Origin of the sequence: Kitasatospora sp. NPDC057940 (assembly GCF_042887425.1) — a bacterium.
In the GTDB taxonomy this organism is placed as follows: domain Bacteria; phylum Actinomycetota; class Actinomycetes; order Streptomycetales; family Streptomycetaceae; genus Kitasatospora.
Genome location: NZ_JBHVPH010000036.1, coordinates 1 through 22,353 on the forward strand (window position 1 = coordinate 1; position 22,353 = coordinate 22,353).

17 protein-coding genes are annotated in these 22,353 nt (G+C 73.9%); 10 read left to right on the plus strand and 7 right to left on the minus strand.

Annotated features, from left to right (window positions below):
* Positions 1 to 501 precede the first annotated feature (501 nt).
* Complete coding sequence (locus ACFVTF_RS34330; RefSeq protein ID WP_387817953.1) at positions 502 to 951, plus strand: PTS glucose transporter subunit IIA; 450 nt, start codon at positions 502 to 504, stop codon at positions 949 to 951.
* A gap of 99 nt (positions 952 to 1,050) precedes the next feature.
* Positions 1,051 to 2,721 (plus strand): phosphoenolpyruvate--protein phosphotransferase, encoded by a 1,671-nt coding sequence (gene ptsP, locus ACFVTF_RS34335; RefSeq protein WP_363586841.1) that lies wholly within the window; start codon positions 1,051 to 1,053, stop codon positions 2,719 to 2,721.
* A 67-nt stretch (positions 2,722 to 2,788) separates the two neighbouring features.
* Here the strand turns inward: ptsP and ACFVTF_RS34340 are convergent, their stop codons facing one another.
* From ACFVTF_RS34340 to ACFVTF_RS34350, 3 genes are read right to left on the minus strand one after another with little or no spacing between them, the layout of a single operon-like run.
* Positions 2,789 to 4,897 (minus strand): acetoacetate--CoA ligase, encoded by a 2,109-nt coding sequence (locus ACFVTF_RS34340; protein WP_387817954.1) that lies wholly within the window; start codon positions 4,895 to 4,897, stop codon positions 2,789 to 2,791.
* A 46-nt stretch (positions 4,898 to 4,943) separates the two neighbouring features.
* Positions 4,944 to 5,516 carry an NUDIX domain-containing protein gene (locus tag ACFVTF_RS34345; RefSeq protein WP_387817955.1) on the minus strand — a complete coding sequence of 191 codons (573 nt, stop codon included), beginning with the start codon at positions 5,514 to 5,516 and terminating at the stop codon, positions 4,944 to 4,946.
* 33 nt (positions 5,517 to 5,549) lie between these two features.
* A complete protein-coding gene (locus ACFVTF_RS34350) occupies positions 5,550 to 6,452 on the minus strand; it encodes an NUDIX domain-containing protein (RefSeq protein ID WP_387817956.1) in 903 nt (300 codons plus the stop codon).
* Positions 6,453 to 6,613: 161 nt separating this feature from the next.
* Here ACFVTF_RS34350 and mmuM point away from each other — a divergent pair, with 161 nt between their 5' ends.
* The 6 genes from mmuM to ACFVTF_RS34380 all read left to right on the plus strand — a co-directional run bounded on the left by mmuM (position 6,614) and on the right by ACFVTF_RS34380 (position 13,514).
* A complete protein-coding gene (gene mmuM, locus ACFVTF_RS34355; protein WP_387817957.1) occupies positions 6,614 to 7,558 on the plus strand; it encodes a homocysteine S-methyltransferase in 945 nt (314 codons plus the stop codon).
* A gap of 195 nt (positions 7,559 to 7,753) precedes the next feature.
* Positions 7,754 to 8,518, plus strand: coding sequence for an IclR family transcriptional regulator (locus ACFVTF_RS34360; protein ID WP_371521243.1), 765 nt, complete (start codon positions 7,754 to 7,756; stop codon positions 8,516 to 8,518).
* A 280-nt stretch (positions 8,519 to 8,798) separates the two neighbouring features.
* Positions 8,799 to 9,536 carry an MIP/aquaporin family protein gene (locus tag ACFVTF_RS34365; RefSeq protein WP_371521240.1) on the plus strand — a complete coding sequence of 246 codons (738 nt, stop codon included), beginning with the start codon at positions 8,799 to 8,801 and terminating at the stop codon, positions 9,534 to 9,536.
* A 94-nt stretch (positions 9,537 to 9,630) separates the two neighbouring features.
* Positions 9,631 to 11,151 carry a glycerol kinase GlpK gene (glpK, locus tag ACFVTF_RS34370; RefSeq protein WP_371521237.1) on the plus strand — a complete coding sequence of 507 codons (1,521 nt, stop codon included), beginning with the start codon at positions 9,631 to 9,633 and terminating at the stop codon, positions 11,149 to 11,151.
* Between the two features lie 173 nt (positions 11,152 to 11,324).
* Complete coding sequence (locus ACFVTF_RS34375; RefSeq protein ID WP_371521234.1) at positions 11,325 to 12,920, plus strand: FAD-dependent oxidoreductase; 1,596 nt, start codon at positions 11,325 to 11,327, stop codon at positions 12,918 to 12,920.
* Positions 12,921 to 13,031: 111 nt separating this feature from the next.
* Positions 13,032 to 13,514, plus strand: coding sequence for a hypothetical protein (locus tag ACFVTF_RS34380; RefSeq protein ID WP_387817958.1), 483 nt, complete (start codon positions 13,032 to 13,034; stop codon positions 13,512 to 13,514).
* Positions 13,515 to 13,598: 84 nt separating this feature from the next.
* Here ACFVTF_RS34380 and ACFVTF_RS34385 read toward each other — a convergent pair whose 3' ends face one another.
* Complete coding sequence (locus tag ACFVTF_RS34385) at positions 13,599 to 14,987, minus strand: gluconate:H+ symporter (protein ID WP_363624848.1); 1,389 nt, start codon at positions 14,985 to 14,987, stop codon at positions 13,599 to 13,601.
* A gap of 2 nt (positions 14,988 to 14,989) precedes the next feature.
* On the minus strand, positions 14,990 to 15,556 hold the full coding sequence (locus tag ACFVTF_RS34390; RefSeq protein WP_371521230.1) for a gluconokinase: 567 nt from the start codon (positions 15,554 to 15,556) through the stop codon (positions 14,990 to 14,992).
* A gap of 178 nt (positions 15,557 to 15,734) precedes the next feature.
* Between ACFVTF_RS34390 and ACFVTF_RS34395 the strand changes: the two genes are divergently transcribed.
* Both ACFVTF_RS34395 and ACFVTF_RS34400 read left to right on the plus strand, forming a co-directional pair.
* Positions 15,735 to 16,430 carry a FadR/GntR family transcriptional regulator gene (locus ACFVTF_RS34395; protein WP_371521227.1) on the plus strand — a complete coding sequence of 232 codons (696 nt, stop codon included), beginning with the start codon at positions 15,735 to 15,737 and terminating at the stop codon, positions 16,428 to 16,430.
* A 174-nt stretch (positions 16,431 to 16,604) separates the two neighbouring features.
* Entirely contained in the window at positions 16,605 to 16,955 is a 351-nt protein-coding gene (locus ACFVTF_RS34400) for a hypothetical protein (protein WP_350884255.1), read from the plus strand.
* A gap of 22 nt (positions 16,956 to 16,977) precedes the next feature.
* On the opposite strand, the gene ACFVTF_RS34405 is transcribed toward ACFVTF_RS34400, so the two are convergent.
* The gene (locus tag ACFVTF_RS34405) at positions 16,978 to 17,742 is read right to left on the minus strand and encodes a metallophosphoesterase (RefSeq protein ID WP_387817959.1); all 765 of its coding nucleotides are present in this window, start codon (positions 17,740 to 17,742) and stop codon (positions 16,978 to 16,980) included.
* A 10-nt stretch (positions 17,743 to 17,752) separates the two neighbouring features.
* Positions 17,753 to 22,345: a hypothetical protein gene (locus ACFVTF_RS34410; RefSeq protein WP_387817960.1), complete on the minus strand. Its 4,593-nt coding sequence runs from the start codon at positions 22,343 to 22,345 to the stop codon at positions 17,753 to 17,755.
* Positions 22,346 to 22,353 lie beyond the last annotated feature (8 nt).

Consider the following 22,353-nt stretch of genomic DNA (forward strand, 5'->3'; position numbering starts at 1 on the left):
CGTTGACTTTTGGCACGCTGTTGAGTTCTCAAGGAACGGACACTTCCTTCGGACCGCCTTCCAGCGAGCCCTCCGGGCGCTTCGTTCTTTCGTGTCCCAGCTTACCAGACGTTTTCCGCCCCGTTTACCGGGGGTTTTCGCATCTGAAATCTGGTGTTAACCGCCAAGTCGCGGCGACTCGCCCAACCATAGCGGGTCGCCCGCCGGAGTGCGAATCGAGGCACTCCCGGTGTCACCCGGTCGGCGGCATGATTTGTTGCTCTCGCGAGCATATACAGCAATGGTCCCGATTCGCCAAGATGCCTGTAGAGTGCGGCGCATCGACTAAGAGGACTAGACCACTAACGGTCGGTGAGCCGCCGGACGACGAGCCGGGCTGGGTGTGGGTCTTCGCCCGGGAATGTCAGCAGATGTCCGAAGTTGACATGATTTAGGCTTCAGTCGATCGTCCTGCCGCTGCTCGCGGCCGCTCGCTGTACCGCTCACTTGGGAGGCAGAACCATGACCACTGTGACGTCGCCGCTGACCGGCAAGGTCGTCGGGCTCGCCGGCGTGCCCGACCCGGTGTTCTCCGGCGCGATGGTCGGCCCCGGCACCGCGATCGACCCGGAGCGCCGGCCGACCGAGGCGGTCGCTCCGGTGGACGGCGTCGTCGTCTCCATGCACCCGCACGCGTTCGTCGTGGTGGACGCCGAGGGCCACGGTGTACTGACCCACCTGGGGATCGACACCGTGCAGTTGAACGGCGAGGGCTTCGAGCTGCTGGTCAACAAGGGTGACACGGTGACCCGCGGCCAGGCCGTCATCAAGTGGGACCCGGCCGCCGTCGAGGCCGCGGGCAAGTCGCCCATCTCGCCGATCGTGGCGCTGGAGGCGAACGCCGACTCGCTGAGCGACCTGCGGGAGGACGGCGAGGCCGTCTCCGGCGAGGCCCTGTTCAGCTGGAGCTGACCTCTTACTTTGCACACACCCGCCCCGCAGGAGTTATCGGGGCGGCCCGGCACACAGCGGTTCCCGGCGGGGCCGCTCCTCTCAGCGGAGACAGGTGACATGAAGAAGACGCTGCGCGGCGTGGGTGTCAGCCACGGGGTCGCGATCGGCCAGGTGCGGCACATGGGGACGGCGGTCTTGGAGCCCCCGGCCACCCAGATCCCGACCGAGGACGCCCCCCGCGAGCAGGCCCGTGCCCAGGCTGCCGTCGAGGCGGTCGCCGCGGACCTGATCGCCCGCGGCAACCTGGCCGGTGGCGAGGCGCAGGCCGTCCTGGAGGCCCAGGCGCTGATGGCTCAGGATCCGGAGCTGATGGCCGACGTGTCCCGCCGGATCGCCGTCGGCAGCAGCGCCGAGCGCGGCGTGTACGACGCCTTCGCCGCCTACCGGGCCCTGCTCGCCTCCGCCGGCGACTACCTGGCCGGGCGGGTCGCCGACCTGGACGACGTCCGCAACCGCATCGTGGCCCGGCTGCTGGGCGTGCCGATGCCGGGCGTGCCGGACAGCGACGAGCCGTACGTGCTGTTCGCGCGGGACCTGGCGCCGGCCGACACCGCGCTGCTCGACCCGACGCTGGTGCTCGGCTTCGTGACCGAGGAGGGCGGGCCGACCAGCCACAGCGCCATCCTGGCGCGGGCGTTGGGCGTGCCGGCCGTGGTCGCGCTGCCCGCTGCGACGGACGTCGCCGAGGGCACCGTCGTCGCCGTGGACGGCAGCTCCGGTGACGTGCTGCTGGACCCCTCGCAGGAGAAGCAGGACGAGCTGCGGGCGGTCGCCGCCCAGCGCAAGGCCGCGCTGGCCGCGTCCTCCGGTCCGGGGCAGACCTCGGACGGGCACCGCGTGCCGCTGCTGGCCAACGTAGGCGGCCCGGCGGACGTGCCGGCCGCGCTGGAGAACGGCGCCGAGGGCGTCGGCCTGTTCCGGACCGAGTTCCTCTTCCTGGACGACTCCGCGAAGGCGCCCACCGAGGAGAAGCAGGTCGAGGCGTACCGCAAGGTGCTGGAGGCGTTCCCGGAGGGCCGGGTCGTGGTCCGGGCGCTGGACGCGGGCGCGGACAAGCCGCTGGACTTCCTCACCCCGGCCGACGAGCCGAACCCGGCGCTGGGCGTGCGCGGTCTGCGCACCCTGCTGGAGCACCCGGAGGTGCTGCGGACGCAGCTGCGGGCGCTGGCCCGGGCCGCCGAGGGCCTGCCGGTGCACCTTGAGGTGATGGCCCCGATGGTGGCCGACCGCAAGGACGCCAAGGACTTCGCCCAGGCGTGTCGCGAGGCGGGGCTGGAGGCCAAGTTCGGCGCGATGGTGGAGATCCCGTCGGCCGCGCTGCGGGCCCGGTCGATCCTCCAGGAGGTCGAGTTCCTGTCGCTGGGGACCAACGACCTCGCGCAGTACACCTTCGCCGCCGACCGTCAGGTGGGCGCGCTGGCCCGGCTGCAGGACCCGTGGCAGCCGGCGCTGCTGGACCTGATCGCCGCGGCCGCCGAGGCGGCGCAGGCCACCGGCAAGAGCTGCGGCGTCTGCGGTGAGGCGGCCGCCGACCCGCTGCTGGCCGTGGTGCTGACCGGTCTGGGCGTCACCAGCCTGTCGATGGGCTCGGCCTCGATCCCCTACGTGCGGTCGACGCTGGCCAAGTACACGCTGGCGCAGTGCCGCCGGGCGGCCGAGGCGGCCCGGGCGACGGACAGCGCCGAGGAGGCGCGGGCCGCCGCGCAGCAGGTGCTCTCCGGCGAGTAGGACGGGCGAACAGCAGGAAGGGGTGCTCCCACCGGGTCCGGTGGGAGCACCCCTTCGGCGTGTCCGGTCAGGCGGGGCTCTGCCGGTCGCGGCGGAGCTGCTCGAAGAAGCGCAGGTGGTCGATGTCGTCGACGGAGCCGGGGTTGACGGCCTGCTCCAGCGGGGTGCCGGAGAGGATCCGCTTGACCGGGACCTCGATGCGCTTGCCGGTGAGGGTGTGCGGGAGGCCGCGCACCGCGATGACCTCGTCGGGGACGTGACGCGGGGAGAGTTCGGTGCGCAGCGAGGTGCGGATGCGGCCGATCAGCCCCTCGTCGAGCTCGGCTCCGGGGGCGAGGACGACGAACAGCGGCATCCAGTAGCCGCCGTCGGGCTCCTCCAGGCCGATGACCAGGGATTCGGCGATCTCGGGGAGGCGCTCGACGACCTCGTAGATGTCCGAGGAGCCCATCCGGACGCCCTGGCGGTTGAGCGTGGAGTCGGAGCGGCCGTGGATGACCACGGTGCCCCGGGAGGTGACGGTGATCCAGTCGCCGTGGCGCCAGACGCCGGGGTACGTGTCGAAGTAGCTGTCGTGGTACCGGGTGCCCTCGGGGTCGTTCCAGAAGCCGGTGGGCATGGACGGGATGGGCTTGGTGACGACGAGTTCGCCAACGGTGTCGGTGTGCGGGTGGCCCTGGACGTCCCAGGACTCGACGGCGGCGCCGAGGCAGGGGGCCTGGATCTCGCCGAGGTGGACGGGCAGGGTGGGGACGCCGCCGACGAAGCAGGAGCAGACGTCGGTGCCGCCGCTGACGGAGGCGAGCCAGACGTCCTCCTTGACCTCCTCGTAGATCCAGCGGAAGCCGTCCGGCGGGAGCGGGGAGCCGGTGGTGCCGATGCAGCGGACGGCGGAGAGGTCGAGGTCGCGGCCGGGGTGCAGCTCGGCCTTGCGGCTGGCGATCACGTAGGCGGCGGAGGTGCCGAGGACGGTGGCGCGGGTGCGGGCGGCGACCGACCAGAGGGCGCCGGTGTCGGGGTGGCCGGGGCTGCCGTCGTAGGTGACGATCGTGGCCCCGACCAGGAGGCCGGCCAGCAGGAAGTTCCACATCATCCAGCCGGTGGAGGTGTACCAGAGGAAGCGGTCCCGGGGGCCGAGGTCGAGGTGGAGGCCGGCCTGCTTGAGGTGTTCGAGCAGGATGCCGCCCTGGCTCTGGACGATGGCCTTGGGCAGGCCGGTGGTGCCGGAGGAGTAGAGCACCCAGAGCGGGTGGTCGAAGGGGACGGCCTCGTAGACCGGCTCGACGTCGTCGGCGACCAGGTCGTCCCAGTGCAGGGCACCCTCGGGGGCGGGGGCGCCGAGCAGCGGGACGTGGACGACGGTGCGCAGGGTGGGGAGTTCGCGGCGCAGTTCGGCGACGACCTCGGTGCGGTCGTGGTCCTTGCCGCCGTAGTGGTAGCCGTCGACGGCGAAGAGGACGGCGGGTTCGATCTGCTGGAGGCGGTCCAGGACGCTGCGGGCGCCGAAGTCGGGGGCGCAGCTGGTCCAGATCGCACCGACGGCGGCGGTGGCGAGGAGGGCGACGGCGGCCTGCGGGATGTTGGGCAGGTAGGCGCTGACGCGGTCGCCGGGGCCGATGCCCCGGGCGCGCAGGGCGGCGGCCAACGAGCCGACCTGGCGGCGCAGTTCGGACCAGGTGAGGACGGCCGGCTGCTCGGTGGTCTCGTCGAGGTGCAGGACGGCCGGGCGGTCGGCGTTGGCCGGGTCCTCGGCGGCGCGCAGGGCGTGCTCGGCGTAGTTGAGGCGGGCGCCGGGGAACCAGCGGGCGCCGGGCATGGCGGGGTCGGCGAGGACGGCCTCGGGGGCCTGGGTGAAGCGGACGTCGAACCACTGGGTGATCGCGGTCCAGAAGCGGTCGAGGTCGGCGGTGGACCAGGCGTGCAGGTCGGCGTAGCGCTGGGCGGCCTGCTGGTCGTCGGCGGCCGGGGCGAGCGGGGCGGCCGGGGCGCCGTGGTGTTCGGCGGCCCAGGCCTGGAAGGCCACCAGGCTGGTGGCTGCGGCGCGAGCGGGGTTGGGGCGCCAGAGCGGTTGGTCCTGGGGTGGGGTGCTCACGGTGGTGGTCTCCCGGCCGGTGGTGGGGACGGGAGTGCTTGTGGCAGGCCCGTCCGGTTGGGCTGTCGGTGCAGACCATGCCATGCGATCGGCCGCTGCGCCAGGGTCCGCCCGGTGGGTGCCGGGCCGGTCAGCGGCCGGAGATCCCGCCGCTGGACTCACCGTTGAACTCCCCGCCGAACCAGGAGCGGGAGACCCGGGTGTGGAAGGGGAAGGCGAGCGGGGTGTCGGGGGCGGCGAGCTGCCAGCCGTCGGTCTCGTCGGTGGGGCGCGAGGGCGGGAGGTCGGCGAGCGGACGGGCCGGGAGCAGGCCGAAGAGGCAGAGGAAGCCTCCCCTGGCGTCGGAGTCGGTGGCGACCAGGGTGATGTCGGCGGCGTCGGCCAGGATGCCGGTCTCCTCGCACAGTTCGCGCACGCACGCCTGCTGCCAGCTCTCGCCGTAGTCCACGTAACCGCCGGGGAAGGCGAGTTGGCCGTAGCCGGGCTCGATGGTGCGGCGGATGACGACGAGGGTGGGGTCGGTGTCGGGGCGGGTGACCGGGAGGAGGGTGACCACGACGGGCAGCGGGTTGCGGTAGCTGATCTCGGCGCAGCCGGGGCAGGTGCGGGGCCAGCGGTCGGTGCCGGCCGGGTAGGGCGTGCCGCAGAAGTGGCAGTGGGAGAAGGGCTGGTTGACCGCGCGTGTCGGGTCGTCAGTGGTCATGGCCGGATGGTAGCCGGGTGTGCGCGGCTGCCGTCAGCGGAGCTCGCCGTCGCGGGCGGGGCGGAGCAGGGCGGGGTGCAGGAGGCTGGCGTCGCCGGCGTGGTAGGTGCGGGCCCGGGGGCCGCCGCGGGCGCCGCCGCGGGCGGTGGTGGCGCCGGTGCTCTCGACGAAGCCGGGGACGGAGAGGACCTTGCGGTGGAAGTTGCCGGGGTGGAGCTTCTCGTCCCAGACGGCCTCGTAGACGGCGCGCAGGTCGGGGATGGTGAAGTCGTAGGGCAGGAAGGCGGTGGCGAGCGGGCTGTACTCGAGTTTGGCCCGGACGCGGTCGAGGCCGTCGGCGAGGATGCGCGCGTGGTCGAAGGCGAGTGTGCGGGAGGACTGGCCGGTGGGCCCGCCGACACCACCCCCGTGGGTGTCGGCGGGCGCACCGGCGGCTCGAGGTCGGCCGCAGGGCCGTATGCCCAGGTCGAGGTCGGCGACGGGGTGCCAGGTGGCGGCCGCGGCGTCCGTGCCGGCCTGCGGGTCGGGCAGGTCGGGGGCGAAGGCGAGGTAGGCGACGGAGACGACGTGCATGCGCGGATCGCGCTCGGGGGCGCCGTAGGTGCCGAGCTGTTCGAGGTGGACGCGGCAGAGCGCGGCCTCGACCTCGGAGCCGCCGAGCAGACCGGTCTCCTCGGCGAGTTCGCGGGCGGCGGCCTCGTCCAGGCTCTCCTCTCCGGCGCGCAGGAAGCCGCCGGGCAGGGCCCAGCAGCCCTGGTAGGGCGGGGCGCCGCGCTGGACGAGCAGGACGTGCAGGCCGCCGTGGCGCAAGGTCAGGGCGACCACGTCGACGGTGACGGCGATCGGGGCGTAGGCGCGCGGGTCGTAGGCGGCGAGCCACTCCTGCTCGCTCGCGGGCGTGGTCGGGGGCGGGGTGGACGGACCGTCCGCTTCCATCACCGGCTCCTCTCCGCGCTCGCCGCCGTACGGGGTGCTGTCGTTCTCCGGCTGAGCACAACGTAGCGATTCCGTTCCCCGGCGGCAAATGGTTTTCCGGGTCGGCGGGGATGCCCGGCTTCTAGGCTGTGACCAGGAACGACCGCGCCCGAGGAGGCCCCATGCCCACTGCTCCCCCGCCGGACTTCGCCGCGGCGCTGGCGGCCGGTCCGCTGGTGCTGGACGGCGGGATGTCGAACCAGCTGGCGGCGGCCGGGCACGAGCTCCTCGACGAGCTGTGGTCGGCGCGGCTGCTGGCGGACGCGCCGGAGGCGGTGGTGGCGGCGCACCGGGCGTACTTCGCGGCCGGGGCGGACGTCGCCATCACGGCGAGCTACCAGGCGAGCTTCGAGGGCTTCGCCCGGCGCGGGACGGGCCGGGCCGAGGCCGCGCGGCTGCTGGCGCGCAGCGTGGAGCTGGCCCGGGAGGCGGCGCGGGCCGAGCCGGGCGGGCGGCGGCGCTGGGTGGCGGCGTCGGTGGGGCCGTACGGGGCGGTGCTGGCGGACGGTTCGGAGTACCGGGGCCGGTACGGGCTGAGCACCGCGGAGCTGGTGGCCTTCCACCGGCCGCGGCTGGAGGCGCTGGCGGCGGCCGGGCCGGACGTGCTGGCGCTGGAGACGGTGCCGGACGCGGACGAGGCGCGGGCGCTGCTGGAGCTGGTGCGCGAGCTGGGCGTGCCGGCCTGGCTGTCGTTCAGCGTGGCGGGCGACCGGACCAGGGCGGGCCAGCCGCTGGCGGAGGCGTTCGCCCTGGCCGCCGGGGTGGACGAGGTGCTGGCGGTGGGCGTGAACTGCTGCACCCCGCAGGACGCGGACCGGGCGGTGGCGCTGGCGGCCGAGGTGACCGGCAAGCCGGTGGTGGTGTACCCGAACAGCGGGGAGGAGTGGGACGCCGCGCGCCGGGACTGGCGCGGCGAGCCGACGTTCCGCTCGGCGCGGGTGGGCGGCTGGCTGGCGGACGGCGCACGGCTGGTGGGCGGCTGCTGCCGGGTGGGGCCGGACGGGATCGCCGCGCTGGCGGCGGAGGTCGCGGTGCGGCGGGGGCTCTCGGGCGGCGTCGAGGGGTGAGGGACCTCGGCGGCTGAGGGCCGTCCGGGGGTGAGCGGCGTGGCGGGTAGGCGGGTCGGCGGGCGGCGGAGGTTAACAAACGGCCGAGCGCGGGTTACCGAGGGGGAAGGTGCACGGACCGCCGACGGCCTGGCAGACTCGTCCCGTTACCACTGCGGTCGACAATGTCGACCGCCTGTCAGCGCGGAGGTCCCCATGCCCGGCCCGATCCAGTCGCTCTCCCGGGCCGCCGCGATCTTGCGCCTGCTGGCCGGCGGTGAGCGCCGCCTGGGCCTGTCCGAGGTCGCGACGTCACTGGACCTCGCCAAGGGCACCGCGCATGGCATCCTGCGCACGCTCCAGCAGGAGGGGTTCGTCGAGCAGGACGCGGAGAGCGGCAAGTACCAGCTGGGCGCCGAACTGCTGCGGCTGGGGCAGAGCTACCTGGACGTGCACGAGCTGCGGGCGCGGGCGCTGGTCTGGGCGGACGACCTGGCCCGGGCGGCCGGCGAGACCGTCTACCTGGGGGTGCTGCACCAGCAGGGCGTGCTGGTCGTGCACCACGTCTTCCGGCCGGACGACACCCGGCAGGTGCTGGAGGTCGGCTCGATGCAGCCGCTGCACAGCACCGCGCTGGGCAAGGTGCTGGTGGCCTACGACCCGGTCGCGCGCGGCGAGTTGGGCGACGGGCCGTACGAGTCGTACACCCTGCGGACGCTGACCGAGGCGGCCGACGTGGACGCCGAGTGCGCGCTGATCCGCGAGCGCGGCTGGACGGACTCGATCGAGGAGACCTGGGAGGGCGTGGCCTCGATCGGCGCGCTGATCCAGGACCGGCGGCGCAACCCGGTGGGCGCGGTGTGCATCAGCGGCCCGGTGGAGCGGGTCTGCGAGGACGGCTTCGTGAAGCCGTCGCTGGTGGCCTCGGTGCGCAGCGCGGCGCGGGCGATCTCCCGCGATCTGGGCGCCGGACGCTTCTGAAATCCGAGGCCGCACCGGCGGCCACATCGTCACGCTGAGGCGCGGACGGGCATCGGCCTGTCCGCGCCTTGGCGTTTTGCCCTGGTTTGGCCCGCTCCGCTGGGTAACTTCGGGGGAAGGGTCACAGCTCCGTAACCCTGCCTTGACGTGAGGGCAACCAGGGGAGGAAGCTTCCGCATAACGGTCGACATTGTCGAACGATGGCCGGGAAGATCAATCCCCCGATGCGCTCACCCGCACAACGATCGGCCGGCCGCCCCCACCCACACCTCCGGGCCATATGGACAAGGGAGTCTTTGTGTCCGCGTTCTCCAACGGCGACGTCTTCGTCGGCGAAACCCTCGGCACCGCCGCCCTGATACTTCTCGGTGGCGGCGTCTGCGCCGCCGTGACCCTCAAGAAGTCGAAGGCCCTCAACGCCGGCTGGCTGGCGATCACCTTCGGCTGGGGCTTCGCGGTCCTGATCGCCGCGTACATCTCGGCTCCGAAGTCCGGCGCCCACCTCAACCCGGCCGTCACCGTCGCGCTCGCCATCAAGAGCGGGGACTGGAGCCAGGTGCCGCTCTACCTCGGCTCCCAGCTCATCGGCGCGATGATCGGCGCCGTACTGGTGTGGCTCACCTACCTCGGCCAGTTCCAGGCCAACGAGGAGCCCACCCTCGGCATCTTCTCGACCGGGCCCGAGATCCGGAACCCGGTCCAGAACGTCGTCACCGAGGTCATCGGCACCTTCATCCTCTGCATGGCGATCCTCACCCTCGGCAAGAACGACGGTCTGGCCGCCGGCGGCCTCAGCACCCTGATCGTGGCCCTCACGGTCGTCGGCATCGGCCTCTCGCTGGGCGGCCCCACCGGCTACGCGATCAACCCGGTCCGCGACCTCGGCCCGCGCATCGTGCACTCGCTGCTGCCCATCCCGAACAAGGGCGGCTCCGACTGGTCGTACGCCTGGGTGCCGGTCGTCGGCCCGCTGATCGGCGGCGCACTGGCCGGCGGTCTGTACAACGCGATGTTCTGACGGACCGGGTTCGAACCCGCCGAGCACGGGGACCGACCACTGTGTCGGGCCCACCCACCCCGTAACCCCCGAATCCTGAGCCGAGGACCCTCTGATGACCTCCACTGGCAACTACATCGCCGCGATCGACCAGGGCACCACCTCCAGCCGTTGCATCATCTTCGGCGCCGACGGCCGGATCGTCGCCGTCGACCAGCAGGAGCACCGGCAGATCTTCCCGCAGCCCGGCTACGTCGAGCACGACGCCGCCGAGATCTGGACCCGGGTGCAGTCGGTCGTCCGCGGCGCGCTGGAGAAGGCCGGCCTGACCAAGGACGACATCCGCGCGATCGGCATCACCAACCAGCGCGAGACCACCGTCCTGTGGGACAAGAACACCGGCGAGCCGGTCCACAACGCGCTGGTGTGGCAGGACACCCGCACCGAGGGCCTCTGCCGCGAGCTCGGCCGCAACGTCGGCCAGGACCGCTTCCGCCGCGAGACCGGCCTCCCGCTCGCCAGCTACTTCGCCGGCCCGAAGATCCGCTGGCTGCTGGACAACGTCGAGGGCCTGCGCGAGCGCGCCGAGGCCGGCGAGATCCTGTTCGGCACCATGGACACCTGGGTGATCTGGAACCTCACCGGCGGTGTCAACGGCGGCAAGCACGTCACCGACGTCACCAACGCCAGCCGCACCATGCTGATGAACCTCAAGTCGCTCGCCTGGGACGAGAGCATCGCCGAGTCGATGGGCGTGCCGATGGCCGTCCTGCCGGAGATCCGCTCCTCCGCCGAGGTCTACGGCGAGGCCGTCGGCGACCTGGCCGGCGTCCCGGTCGCCTCCGCGCTCGGCGACCAGCAGGCCGCGCTGTTCGGCCAGACCTGCTTCGACGAGGGCGAGGCCAAGTCCACCTACGGCACCGGCACCTTCCTGCTGCTCAACACCGGCGAGAAGATCGTCAACTCGTACCACGGCCTGCTGACCACCGTCGGCTACCGGATCGGCGACCAGGCCCCGGTCTACGCCCTGGAAGGCTCGATCGCCGTCACCGGCTCGCTCGTCCAGTGGCTGCGCGACCAGCTCGGCATCATCTCCACCGCCGCCGAGATCGAGACCCTCGCCAACACCGTCGAGGACAACGGCGGCGCCTACTTCGTCCCGGCCTTCTCCGGCCTGTTCGCCCCGTACTGGCGCTCCGACGCCCGCGGTGTGATCGCCGGCCTGACCCGGTACGTCACCAAGGGCCACCTGGCCCGGGCCGTCCTGGAGGCCACCGCCTGGCAGACCCGCGAGGTCGTCGACGCCATGCAGAAGGACTCCGGCGTCGAGCTCACCGCCCTCAAGGTCGACGGCGGCATGACCAGCAACAACCTGCTCATGCAGAACATCGCCGACGTCCTGGACGCCCCGGTCGAGCGCCCGTACGTGGCCGAGACCACCGCCCTCGGCGCCGCCTACGCCGCCGGACTCGCCGTCGGCTTCTGGACCGACCTCGACACCCTGCGCGCCAACTGGCACCGCGCCGCCGAATGGACCCCGCGCATGGACGAAGCCACTCGGGAGCGCGAGTACAAGAAGTGGCTCAAGGCCGTGGAGCGCACCATGGGCTGGGTGGAGGAAGAAGAGACCGACTGACCGACAAGCCGGTCGGGGCCCCGAGCCCCGACCGGCCGCCCGCCGTTCCGGCAGCGGGTGTCACCGCGTTTCACCGGCCCGCCGCACCGGGCCGACCGGCCTCTCAGCAGAGGCCGCACCGCACACGAGAGGAGTAACGGCGCCGCCTGACCCGCGCGCCGTACACAACCACCATGGCAACCATCCCGACCCTGGGCGCCGAGCGCACCGCCGGCCGCACCGCCTCCCGCGCCGAGACCCGTGAGCTGCTCGGCAAGGCCACCTACGACCTGCTGGTGATCGGGGGCGGCATCCTCGGCACGGCCGTCGCCTGGACCGCCTCCCAGGCCGGACTCAAGGTCGCCATGGTCGACGGCGGCGACTTCGCCGGCGCCACCTCCAGCGCCTCCTCCAAGCTCGTCCACGGCGGTCTGCGCTACCTGCAGACCGGCGCGGTCAAGCTCGTCGCCGAGAACCACAAGGAGCGCCGCGCGCTCGCCACCGACGTCGCGCCGCACCTGGTCAACCCGCTGACCTTCTTCGTGCCGGTCTACAAGGGCGGCCCGCACAGCGCGCCCAAGCTCGGCGCCGGCGTCTTCCTGTACTCCGCGCTGTCCGCCTTCCGCGACGGCATGGGCCGGGTCTCCACCGCCGCGCACGCCGCCCAGCAGGTGCCCGCGCTGCGCACCGAGGGCCTGCGCTCGGTGGCCGTCTACGGCGACCACCAGATGAACGACTCGCGCGTCGCCGTGATGACCGTGCGCGCCGCCGTCGACGCCGGCGCCGTGGTGCTCAACCACGCCGAGGTCACCGGCCTGCGCTTCACCGCCGGCCGGGTCACCGGCGCCGAGCTGCGCGACCGCCTCGACGGCACCGAGTTCGGCATCGACGCCCGCCTGGTGCTCAACGCCACCGGCCCGTGGGTCGACCACCTGCGCAAGATGGAGGACGCCGGCGCCGCGCCGTCGATCCGCCTCTCCAAGGGCGCGCACGTCGTCGTCAAGCGCCGCTCGCCGTGGCGCGCCGCGCTGACCATCCCGATCGACAAGTACCGCGTCTCCTTCGCCATCCCGTGGGAGGACCACGTCCTGCTCGGCACCACCGACGAGGAGTACACCGGCGACCCGAAGGACGTCCGGGCCACCGAGGCGGACATCGACCAGATCATGGGCGAGGCCGCGCACGCCATCCGCGACGAGCACCTCGACCGCGACCTGATCACCTACTCCTTCGCCGGCCTGCGGGTGCTGCCCGGCGGCCCGGGCGACACCGCCGCCGCCAAGCGCGAGACGGTCGTCACCGAGGGCAAGGGCGGCATGCTGTCGGTCGCCGGCGGCAAGTGGACCACCTACCGCCACATCGGCCGCACCGTGCTGGAGAAGCTGGCGCACGTGCCCGGCACCAGCCTCGGCGAGGACATGTCCCCGATCGCGGCGACCGTGCCGCTGCCGGGCGTCGGCGCGCCGAACGCCGTCGCGCACCGGCTGCTGATCGACCGCGACCCGGGCTCCCGGATGGAGCCGCTGGTGGCCAAGCACCTGGCCAGCCACTACGGCACGCTGTCCTTCGAGATCGCCCGCATGATCGACGAGAACCCGGAGCTGGGCCGGCCGATCCACGAGGACGGCCCGGACGTCTGGGCGCAGGTCGCCTACGCGGCCGACAGCGAGTGGGCGTACACGGCGGACGACGTGCTGCGGCGCCGCACCACGATGACCGTGCGCGGGCTGGACACGCCGGAGATCCGGGACGAGGTCGAGGCCTTCCTCGCGAAGCGTGGAACCAAGTAGGCACAGCCTCGCGAAGCGCGGAACCAAGTAGGCAGCCAGCTAGGCAGAGTCTCGCGAAGGGCGGGCACCCGGGTTCTCGGGGTGCCCGCCCTTCGCGCATGATTCTCCCTGATGATGATCTTGTCTGGATTTCGGACCGCCCGCCGCGCCGCGGGCCTGGCCGCGGCGGGCCTCGCGGTCGTGCTGCTCACCGGGTGCTCCGGCGGGGCCGCGGAGGCCGAGCTGGCGTACAAGGCCGACTACGCCGCCCACCCGCACCTGCGGGTGACGGGGTACCCGTCCACCGGCACGCTCGGCGTGGTCCAGCAGGTGGTGTGGCGGCTCGCCGAAGGGGCCGAGGGGCGGCTGGCGGAGCTCGGCGTCTCGGACGGCATGAGCGCCTCGGACGGCATGGACGGCGCGGCCGCTTCGGCGGCCTGGGTCCGCGAGTTCGGGCGGGGCGCCCAAGGGGCGGTCACGGCCGACTTCCAGGACGACCCGACCGAGCGCCAGACCGTGGTGCTGACCTTCCACGACACCGGACAGGTGAAGGAGCTCGTGCTCCGGCCCGGCGGCCGGGACGGCGGCGACGGTTGGCGGGTCGTGCTGCGCTGAGCCTCGGATGTCGGACACGCCCGAGGGGCGGCACCCGTGCGGGTGCCGCCCCTCGGCGGATGTCGGCGGCGGGCGCCGTCCGGTCTAGATGATCAGGCTGAGCGGCATGATCAGGGCGATGGCGACGACCGAGATCACCGTCTCCATCACCGACCAGGACTTCAGCGTCTGCCCGACGCTCATCCCGAAGTACTCCTTCACCAGCCAGAAGCCGGCGTCGTTGACGTGCGACAGGAAGAGCGAGCCGGCGCCGATCGCCAGGACCAGCAGGGCCGCGTGGGTGGAGGACATGTCGGCGGCGAGCGGGGCGACGATCCCGGCGGCGGTGATGGTGGCGACCGTCGCCGAGCCGGTGGCCAGGCGGATCAGCACCGCGATCAGCCAGCCGAGCAGCAGCGCAGAGATGTGCCACTTGCCGGACCACTCGCTCACCGCGTTGCCGACGCCCACGTCGATCAGGGTCTGCTTGAAGCCGCCGCCGGCGCCGACGATGAACACGATGCCGGCGATCGGGCCGAGCGACTTGCCGACGGTGTCGGAGATCCGGGCCTTGTCGAAGCCGGCCGCCTTGCCGAGGGTCAGCATGCCGAGCAGGGTCGCGGCGAGCAGCGCGATCAGCGGCGAACCGATGAAGTCGAAGACCCGCTGGGCCATCGCCTTCGGGTTGTCGACCACCACGTCGGTCAGGGCCTTGCCGAGCATCAGCACGACCGGCAGCAGGATCGTCGCCAGCACCGCGCCGAAGGACGGCGTGTGCTCGGGCTTGGTGGTCTCCTCGGGCGCGGTGGCCTTCGGGATCTCCAGCGGGCCGACCCAGCGCTCGGCCAGGCGGGAGAACAGCGGGCCGGCCACGATCAGGGTGGGCACGGCGATCAGCAGGCCGAGCGCCAGGGTGATGCCGAGGTCCGCCTTCAGGGCGTCGACGGCGACCAGCGGGCCCGGGTGCGGGGGCACCAGGCCGTGCAGCACGGACAGGCCGGCCAGCGCGGGGATGCCGATCCGCATCAGCGGCACGTTGCCGCGGCGGGCGACCAGCAGCACGATCGGGATCAGCAGGACGACGCCGACCTCGAAGAACAGCGGCAGGCCGAGGACGGCGGCGATCAGCGCCATCGCCCAGGGCAGTGCCTTGTTGCCCGACCGGGCCAGCACGGTGTCCGCGATGATGTTGGCGCCGCCGGAGTCGGCGAGCAGCTTGCCGAGCATCGCGCCCAGCCCGATCAGCAGGCCGACGCCGGCCACGGTGGAGCCGAAGCCCGTGGAGAAGCTGTTGAGCAGCTTGTCGAACGGGGCGCCCGCGACGGCGGCCAGCAGGCCGGAGCCGAGTGTGAGGGCGAGGAAGGGGTGCAGCTTCAGCTTGGTGATCAGGAGGACGATCACACCGATGCTGAGCAGGACCGCGATCAGCAGCTGGGAGTCGCTGCTGGTGTGCGGCAGGGCCGGTGGGGCGGCCGCGAGCAGAGTGGGGGCAATACTCACGCGAGGTCTCCATTGACCGGCCGCAGCAGCGCCACGGCCATCTCGACGAGTTCTTCGGGGGACGGACCGACGTCCAGGACGGCGCCGCGCTCGTGCGCGCCCAGGGGTTCCAGGGCGGCGTACTGCGAGTCGAGCAGCGACGACGGCATGAAGTGGCCGGTGCGGTGGGCGAGCCGGTCCTCGACCAGCTCGTGACCGCCGCTGAGGTGCAGGAAGTAGGCACCCGGGCACGCCGCGCGCAGGGTGTCGCGGTAGCGGTGCTTCAGCGCCGAGCAGGTGACCACGCCGCCGGTGCCGTCCTCGGCCCGCTCCTTGAGCCAGGCGCCGAGGGCGCGCAGCCAGGGGGCGCGGTCCTCGTCGTCCAGCGGGATGCCGGCCGACATCTTGGCGATGTTGGCCGCCGGGTGGAAGTCGTCCGCCTCCGCGTAGGGGAGGTCGAGGCGTTCGGCCAGCAGGCGGGCCAGGGTGGTCTTGCCGACACCGGAGACGCCCATCACCACGATGGTGAGAGGGCCCGCCGGTGTCACTGCCGGGAGGTCGTGGTTCTCGACGCTGAGAGCCATGGGTGGTGCTCCTTCGTTGCCTGGCCGCCACTATCGCCTCAAAGATATGACGTATTCAAGTGGTGGAAACCAAATCATCATACTTTTTGGCTGTGGGGTAGATCGCAGGGCGGGACGTGCGGCGCGGGACCCGGTACGCGCCGGTGGTGGCGGCGGGGTGGGCGTCTACGCTGGGCGGATGGAGATCCAGGGGCTGCCCGGTCGGCTGCTTGACGAGCTCGGGCCGGCGATCGCGTCGGGGGAGATTCCCGAGGGCGCGGTGCTGCGCGGCGAGGAGCTGGAGGAGCGGTTCGGGGTGTCCCGGACGGTCGTCCGGGAGGCGGTGCGGATCCTGGAGGGGATGCGCCTGGTGGCGTCCCGGCGGCGGGTCGGGATCACCGTGCAGCCCAGGTCGCTCTGGGACGTCTTCGACCCGCTGGTGATCCGCTGGCGGCTGGCCGGCGCGGACCGCTCGGCCCAGCTGCGCTCGCTCGGCTCGCTGCGGGTGGCCGTCGAGCCGGCCGCGGCCGCGCTCGCCGCGGTGCACGCGAGCGACGACGACCGGCGCCAACTCGGCTCGCTGGCCGTGGAGTTGACCGTCTCGGCGCGGGCCGCCGACCTCACCACCTTCCTCCAGCACGACATCGACTTCCACGCCACCGTGCTGCGCGCCTCCGGCAACGAGATGTTCGCCCACCTCGGAGACACCGTGGGGGCGGTGCTCACCGGGCGGACCGAGTACCATCTGATGCCCCATCAGCCTGAGCCGTACGCGATCCGGCTGCACCGCGAAGTCGCCGACGCGATCTGCGCGGGGGACGCCGTCCAGGCCGAGCAGGCCATGCGGACGATCGTGGCGGGCGCCCTGGAGGAGCTCAACCAGCAGTTGGGCTGACCTCCCCCGGCGGCGGGCCGCCCGCTGCGGGCTGCCCGGATCACGCGCTTTGACGGCAGTTCGGTGGATTCGGACGCATAGTCCTGGTTCGACGGGGCAGAGTGAGGCGAGGGGGCGCGTTTCGCGTGCGCCCGTCCCGTGTCCGCCGCCGAGTCCGCGCCTGGGGGTCGATCGATGTCCGTGCCACGCCGCCGTCGCCGCCTGCCCGACGAGGTGCGCGCCGCCGCCGTCCGGGCGGTGCTCTGCCTGTCCTTCACGCTGGTCGGCGTGGTCGTCGCCACGCTCGCCTCGTACGCGGACAGTTGGCTGATGACGCCGGCGCTGATGGCGATGGGGCTCGGGGTGTTCGGCACGATGTGGTGCCTGCTGGAGATCCTGATCTCGCGCCAGGTCGCCGCCCAGCGGCAGCGCGCGCCCGGCTCCGCGCACCCGATGGCGGGCAGCCGGGCGCCCGACCCGCTGGCCGCCCGGCCGCTCCCCCGCCCCGGCGGGCCGCAGCGGCAGCCGCGGCTGCCGGCCGCGTAGACACCCGCGGCCGGCGCCGCCATCAGTCCTCCGGGACGGCCCGGTAGTGGGTGGTGAGCCGACCCGTGTCGTCCAGGACGTGGAAGGCGAGCATCGGCGGCTGGGTGAAGGAGATGCCGGGCCCGCCCTCGCAGGGCAGCGTGACGGTGGAGACCACACCCGGGGCGACCAGCAGGGGCAGCCCGGCGAAGGTGGTGGCGGCGCCGGTGTGGGAGTGGCCGCAGAGCAGGCCTGCCACCCGGGGGTGCCGGGCCAGCACCGCGCCGAGCGCCTCCTCGCCGAACTGGCGGATCGGGTCGACCTTCGGCAGGTGCAGGACGGCCGGCGGGTGGTGGAAGGCCACCAGCGCGGGCAGGTCGGCGCGGCCGGCCGCCAGTTCGGCGTCCAGCCAGGCCAGCGTCTCCTCGTCCAGCAGGCCGTCGTCGCGGCCCGGGATCGAGGAGTCCAGCATCAGCACGTCGGCGCCGGGCAGTCGGTGCAGCCGGTTGACCGGGCCGTCCGCGGGGGCCTCGCCGAGCAGCACCTCCCGGTAGGGCGCCCGGCGGTCGTGGTTGCCGGGGCAGATGAGCACCGGGTACCGGGAGTCCAGCACCTTGGCCACCTGCTCGTACTCGGCGGCCAGGCCGTGGTCGGCGAGGTCCCCGGTGACGAGCACGGCGTCCAGCGGGCCGGGCAGGGCGTCGAGGTACGCCATCACCTGCCCGGCCCGCCGCAGGGCGCGACCGCCGCCGTCCCGGCGGTGCTCCTGCCCGAGGTGGATGTCACTGAAGTGCGCGATCGTCAGCATGCATGCCACGCTAGTCAGTTGCGGACTGCGCCGGAACCTCGGCCGGACGCTTGAACATCCGGGTGGCGGTGATCTCGCCGTGGATGGCCGGGCCGTCCGGGTCCTGCGGGGCGGGCAGGCCGGGGCGCAGGTGCTCCTCGACCGAGATGTACTTGAGGCCCGCCCGCAGGTCGGCGTCGTTGCGCAGCCGGATGACCAGCGGGAACTCGGCGAGCGCGGTGGTGTCGAACAGGCCGGTGGTGTAGATCAGTTGGACGCCGAGCGCATCGGCCACGGCCCGCTGGAGCTCCAGCAGGTAGGTGGCGTTCGCGCGGCCGATCGGGTTGTCCAGGAACAGCGTGCCGGCGTGCCGCAGTTGGGACTGGCCGCGGTCGTTGGCGCGCAGCGCGGCCATCGTGCAGTACAGCGCGATGGCGGCGGTGAGCAGCTGGCCGCCGGAGAAGACGTCGGACATCTGGCCGACGCCGACCCGCTCGGCGCGCAGCACCGCGTCCGGCTTGAGGATCTCGACGCTGACGCCCTTCGGGCCGATCGCGGCGGCGACCCCGCGCAGCAGCAGGGACATGCCGTCGCGGCGCAGGTCGCTGTTCTTGCGGACGGCGGCGCGGGTGGCCTCGTCGATGACCTCGCCGAGGCGCTCGACCAGGGTGGCGTGGTCCGGGTCCTCGAAGCGGATCCGCAGGAACTCCTGGCCGGACCACTCCCCCAGGCCCTCGGGCAGCCGGGAGAGCCGCTGGGCGGCGCGCAGGGTGGTGAGCGAGGACTCGACCAGGCCGCGCAGGCGGTCGACGATCGAGCCGCGGTTGCGCTCCAGCTGGGCGAGTTCGTCGGTCAGCACGCGCAGCCGGGGCGCGAAGGCGGCGGCCCAGGCGGCGGCGTGCTCGGGCAGCGCGGCGGCGGGCAGTTCGCGGATCTGCTGGCGGGCGGGGGTGCGGACGGCCTCGTAGCGGGCGGCGTTGGCGTGCCGGACGAGGGCGTCGGAGGCGTCGCGGACGGCGAGTTCGGCGGAGGACAGCTCGCCGGCGGCGGTGCGCAGGGCGCGGCGGGCCTCGGCGGCGGTGCCGCGCGCCTCCGGCAGCGAGCCGAGGTAGGGCTCGACGGACTGGCCGTCGTCCTCCTGCTGCTCGCGCAGGCCGTCGCGCAGCTGGCCGGCGAGTTCGTCGAAGTCGGCGGCGGCCGACTGGGCGGCGTCGAAGGTGCGTTGCAGGTCGGCGTGCGCGGTGCGGGCGGCGTCCAGGGCCTCCCGGCGTTCGGCGAGCCGGCTGGTGGCGGTGCGCAGCAGGACCTGGGCGTGCTCGGGGTCGGCGGGGACGAGGTCCTCGGGCAGTTCGGTGTGCGCCTCGCCGTCGGCGGGGGCGGAGCGCTCGGCCTCGCCGCGCAGGCGTCCGAGCTGCTCGCTGGCGGCGGCGGAGCGGGCCTCGATGGTGGCGACCAGGTCCTCGGCACGAGCGGCCGCGGCCTGGCGGGCCGGGCCGTCGGCGCCGTCGGGGCTGCCGAGGAGTTCCTCGGCGCGGGTGCGGACCTTGTTGGTGAGGCGGTCGAGTTCGGTCGCGGCGGCGGCCTCGTCGCCCTCGGCGCGGGCCTGCTCGGCGCGCAGGTCGGCGCCGACGCCGACCTTCTCGTACAGCTGGGAGGCGGCGCGGTAGGCCTCGCGCAGGGCGGGCAGTGCGGCGGGGGCCGTCTCGGAGGGCTCGTCGGCCTGCTCGGCGGCGGGGATCTCGGCGCGTTCGGCGCGCACGGTGCGGGCGGTGCGGCGGGCGTCGTCGGCGGCGCGCTGGGCGGCGCGGCGGTCCTCGTCGCAGGTGCGGGCGCGTTCGGCGCAGACGGCCTGGCGGCGGTCGCACTCGGCGGCGTCCTCGGCGAGTTCGCGCTGGCGGCGGGCCCAGTTGGCGCGCTCGCGCAGCCGGAAGGCGAGGCCGGAGAGGGCGTCGGCGCGGCGGCGGGCGCGCTGGGCGGCCTCGCGGTGCTCCTCGTGGGCGGCGGCCGCGGCGGCGTGGTCGGTCTCGGCCTCGTCGTGGTCGGCGCGCAGGGTGGCCAGGGCGGCGGCGGCCTGCTCGGCGTGCTCGCGGGCGGCCTCGGCGGCGGCGGCGAGTTCGGCGAGGGTGCCGGGCGGGCAGCTGGCGTGCCAGGAGGCGAGGCGGGCGGCGAGGGCCCGGTCGGCACCGAGGCGGGCGGCGAGTTCGCGGATGTGCTCCTCGCGGGCGCCCGCCCGGGCGCGCAGTTCGCGGCGCTCGTCGTCGGCGGCGGACTCGTCGTGCATGGCCGGGTTCGGCGGCACCAGGAAGAACGCGGGCTGGTCGGTGATCGGGGCGATCAGGGAGGCGGCGGCGCCGACGGCGACGGTGGAGCGGGGCAGCAGGGCGGCGGCCTGCAAGGCCTCGCGGGCCCGCTCCAGCGAGGCGGGGTCGGTGACGACGACGCCGTCGACGAGTTCGGGGCGGGCGGCGAGGATCGCCTCGTGGTCGGCCGGGTCGACGGACTGGGCGAGGTAGCGCCAGCCCGGCAGGGCGGGGATGCCGTGCTCGGCGAGGTACTCGACGGTGGCCAGGACGTCCGGGCCGGGCGGCAGCAGTCCGCCGTCGCCGAGGGCGGCGAGGATGCGGGAGTCGTCGGCGGCGGCGGTGCGCAGGTCGAACAGGGTGCGTTCGGCGGTGGCGATGGACTCGTCGAGGAGTTCGCGCAGGTACTCGGCGTTGCGGTCGAGGACGGCGGGGGTGAGGAAGCCGGCGTCCTCCTCGGCCCCTGACCCGTCGTCGCTCCAGTCGGTGGGTGCGGGGGTCAGGGAGAGCAGGTCGGCGAGGCGCTGCTCGGTGGCGAGCAGGGCGGCGGTGCGCTGCTCGGCGGCGAGCGCCCGGGCGGCGGCCGTGCGGGCGTCGCCGGCGCGTTCGGCGGCGAGTTCGGCGCGGCCGGTGGCGGCGGCGGCCTCGCGCAGCCGGGCGGCGCAGGCCTCGGCGGTCGTACGGGCCTGGGCGAGGGCGGCGCCGGCGGCCTTCTCGACGTCGGCGGCGTACAGGGCGGCGCGGGCCGGGTCGACGTCGCCGTCGGCGTCGATGAAGCCGGCCTCGACGGCGGCGGCGGTCTCCTGCTCGACCTCGGCGAGGCGCTGGCGCAGGTGGTCGACCTCGCTGCGGGCCTTCTGGGCGGCGGTGGCGGCCTCGGTGGCGTCGGACTGGGCCTTGGCGCCGTCGTCCTGGAGCTCGCCGGCGCGCTGCTCCTCGGTGTCGGCGCGGGCTTCGGCGGCCGCGGCGGCGGCCTCCAGGGCGCGGGCCAGGGCGGTGGCGGCGCGGGCCCGGGCGGCGAGCGCGGGGGCGGCGTCGAGTTCGGCCTCGCGGATGGCGGCGGCGACCCGGGTGACCCGGTCGGCGGCGGCGCGCTGGCGCAGGACGGTCTCGGCGGCCTGCCAGGCGGAGTGCAGGGTGCGGGCGTCGATGAGTTCGCGGCGCAGCGCGGCGGCCTCGGCGGTGGCCGCGGCGAGGCCCAGGGTGGCGTGCCGGTGGGTGAGTTCGGCGGTGATGAGGGTGTGCCGGGTGCGGTCGGCCTCGGCGGCGGTGACGGCGCCCGCGGCGGCGGCGACCTCGATGGCGAGGTCCTGGGCGCGGTCGCGTTCGGCGGCGGCGCGGGAGGTGAGGGCGTGGGCGAGGCGGCGGGTGCGGCGTTCGGCGGTGCGGTGGGCCTCGCGGACGCTCTCGCGGGCGGCGGTCGCCTCGACGATGCGTTCCAGCAGGTCGAGGGAGCCGGCGGTGAAGTCGCGTTCGGCGGTGAGTTCGGCGCGGCGGCCGAGCTTGGCGGCGAAGCCGTGGACGAGGTCGGCGAGGCCGTCGGTGTCCCGGGTGTCGGTGACGGCGCGCAGCAGCAGGTCGGTGAAGTCGCTGTCGTGCTTGACCGCGAAGAGGCCGGCGGCCTCGCCCTCGTCGGCGTTCATCTCGCGCTGGTAGCGGAAGAGTTCGGGGTCGAGGCCGAGTTCGCCGAGGTGCTCGGTCCAGCGGTCGTGGCCGTCCTCGAAGACCAGGTCGAGGTGCGGGTGGGCCTTGCCGGCCTCGGTGAGGGCGTCGCGGAAGCCCTTCATGGTGCGGCGGCGGCCGCGGGCCTTCTGGTCGCCGGCCAGGCTGATCCGTTCGGCGACCGGCAGCGAGTCCAGGGTGAGGCCGGGGCCGGGGCGGAAGGAGTACCAGGTCTCGGCGAACTTGCGCGGGTCGGAGGAGACCTGGCGGCCGCGCCACTCGCTGACCTTGCCGACCACGATCAGCTCGCCGGTGACGGTGTGCTGCCACTCCAGCGCGACGTGGCCGCAGTCGTCGGCGAGCAGGAACTTGCGCAGCACGCCGGAGCTGGCGCCGCCGAGGGTGTTGCGGTGGCCGGGGAGCATCACCGAGAAGATCAGCTTGAGCAGGACGGACTTGCCGCCGCCGTTCTCCAGGAAGAGCACGCCGGCCGGGGCGGGGCGGCGGACCGGGCCCTCGACGTCCTCGCCGAACAGGCCGATCTGCTGCGGGGCCGGGTCGGCGACGGGCTCGCCGACGCCGCGCAGGTCGAGCACCGTGTCGGCGTAGCGGGCGCCGGCCGGTCCGATCGAGTAGAGGCGGACCCGGTTGAGCTCGTACATGTGCGGCG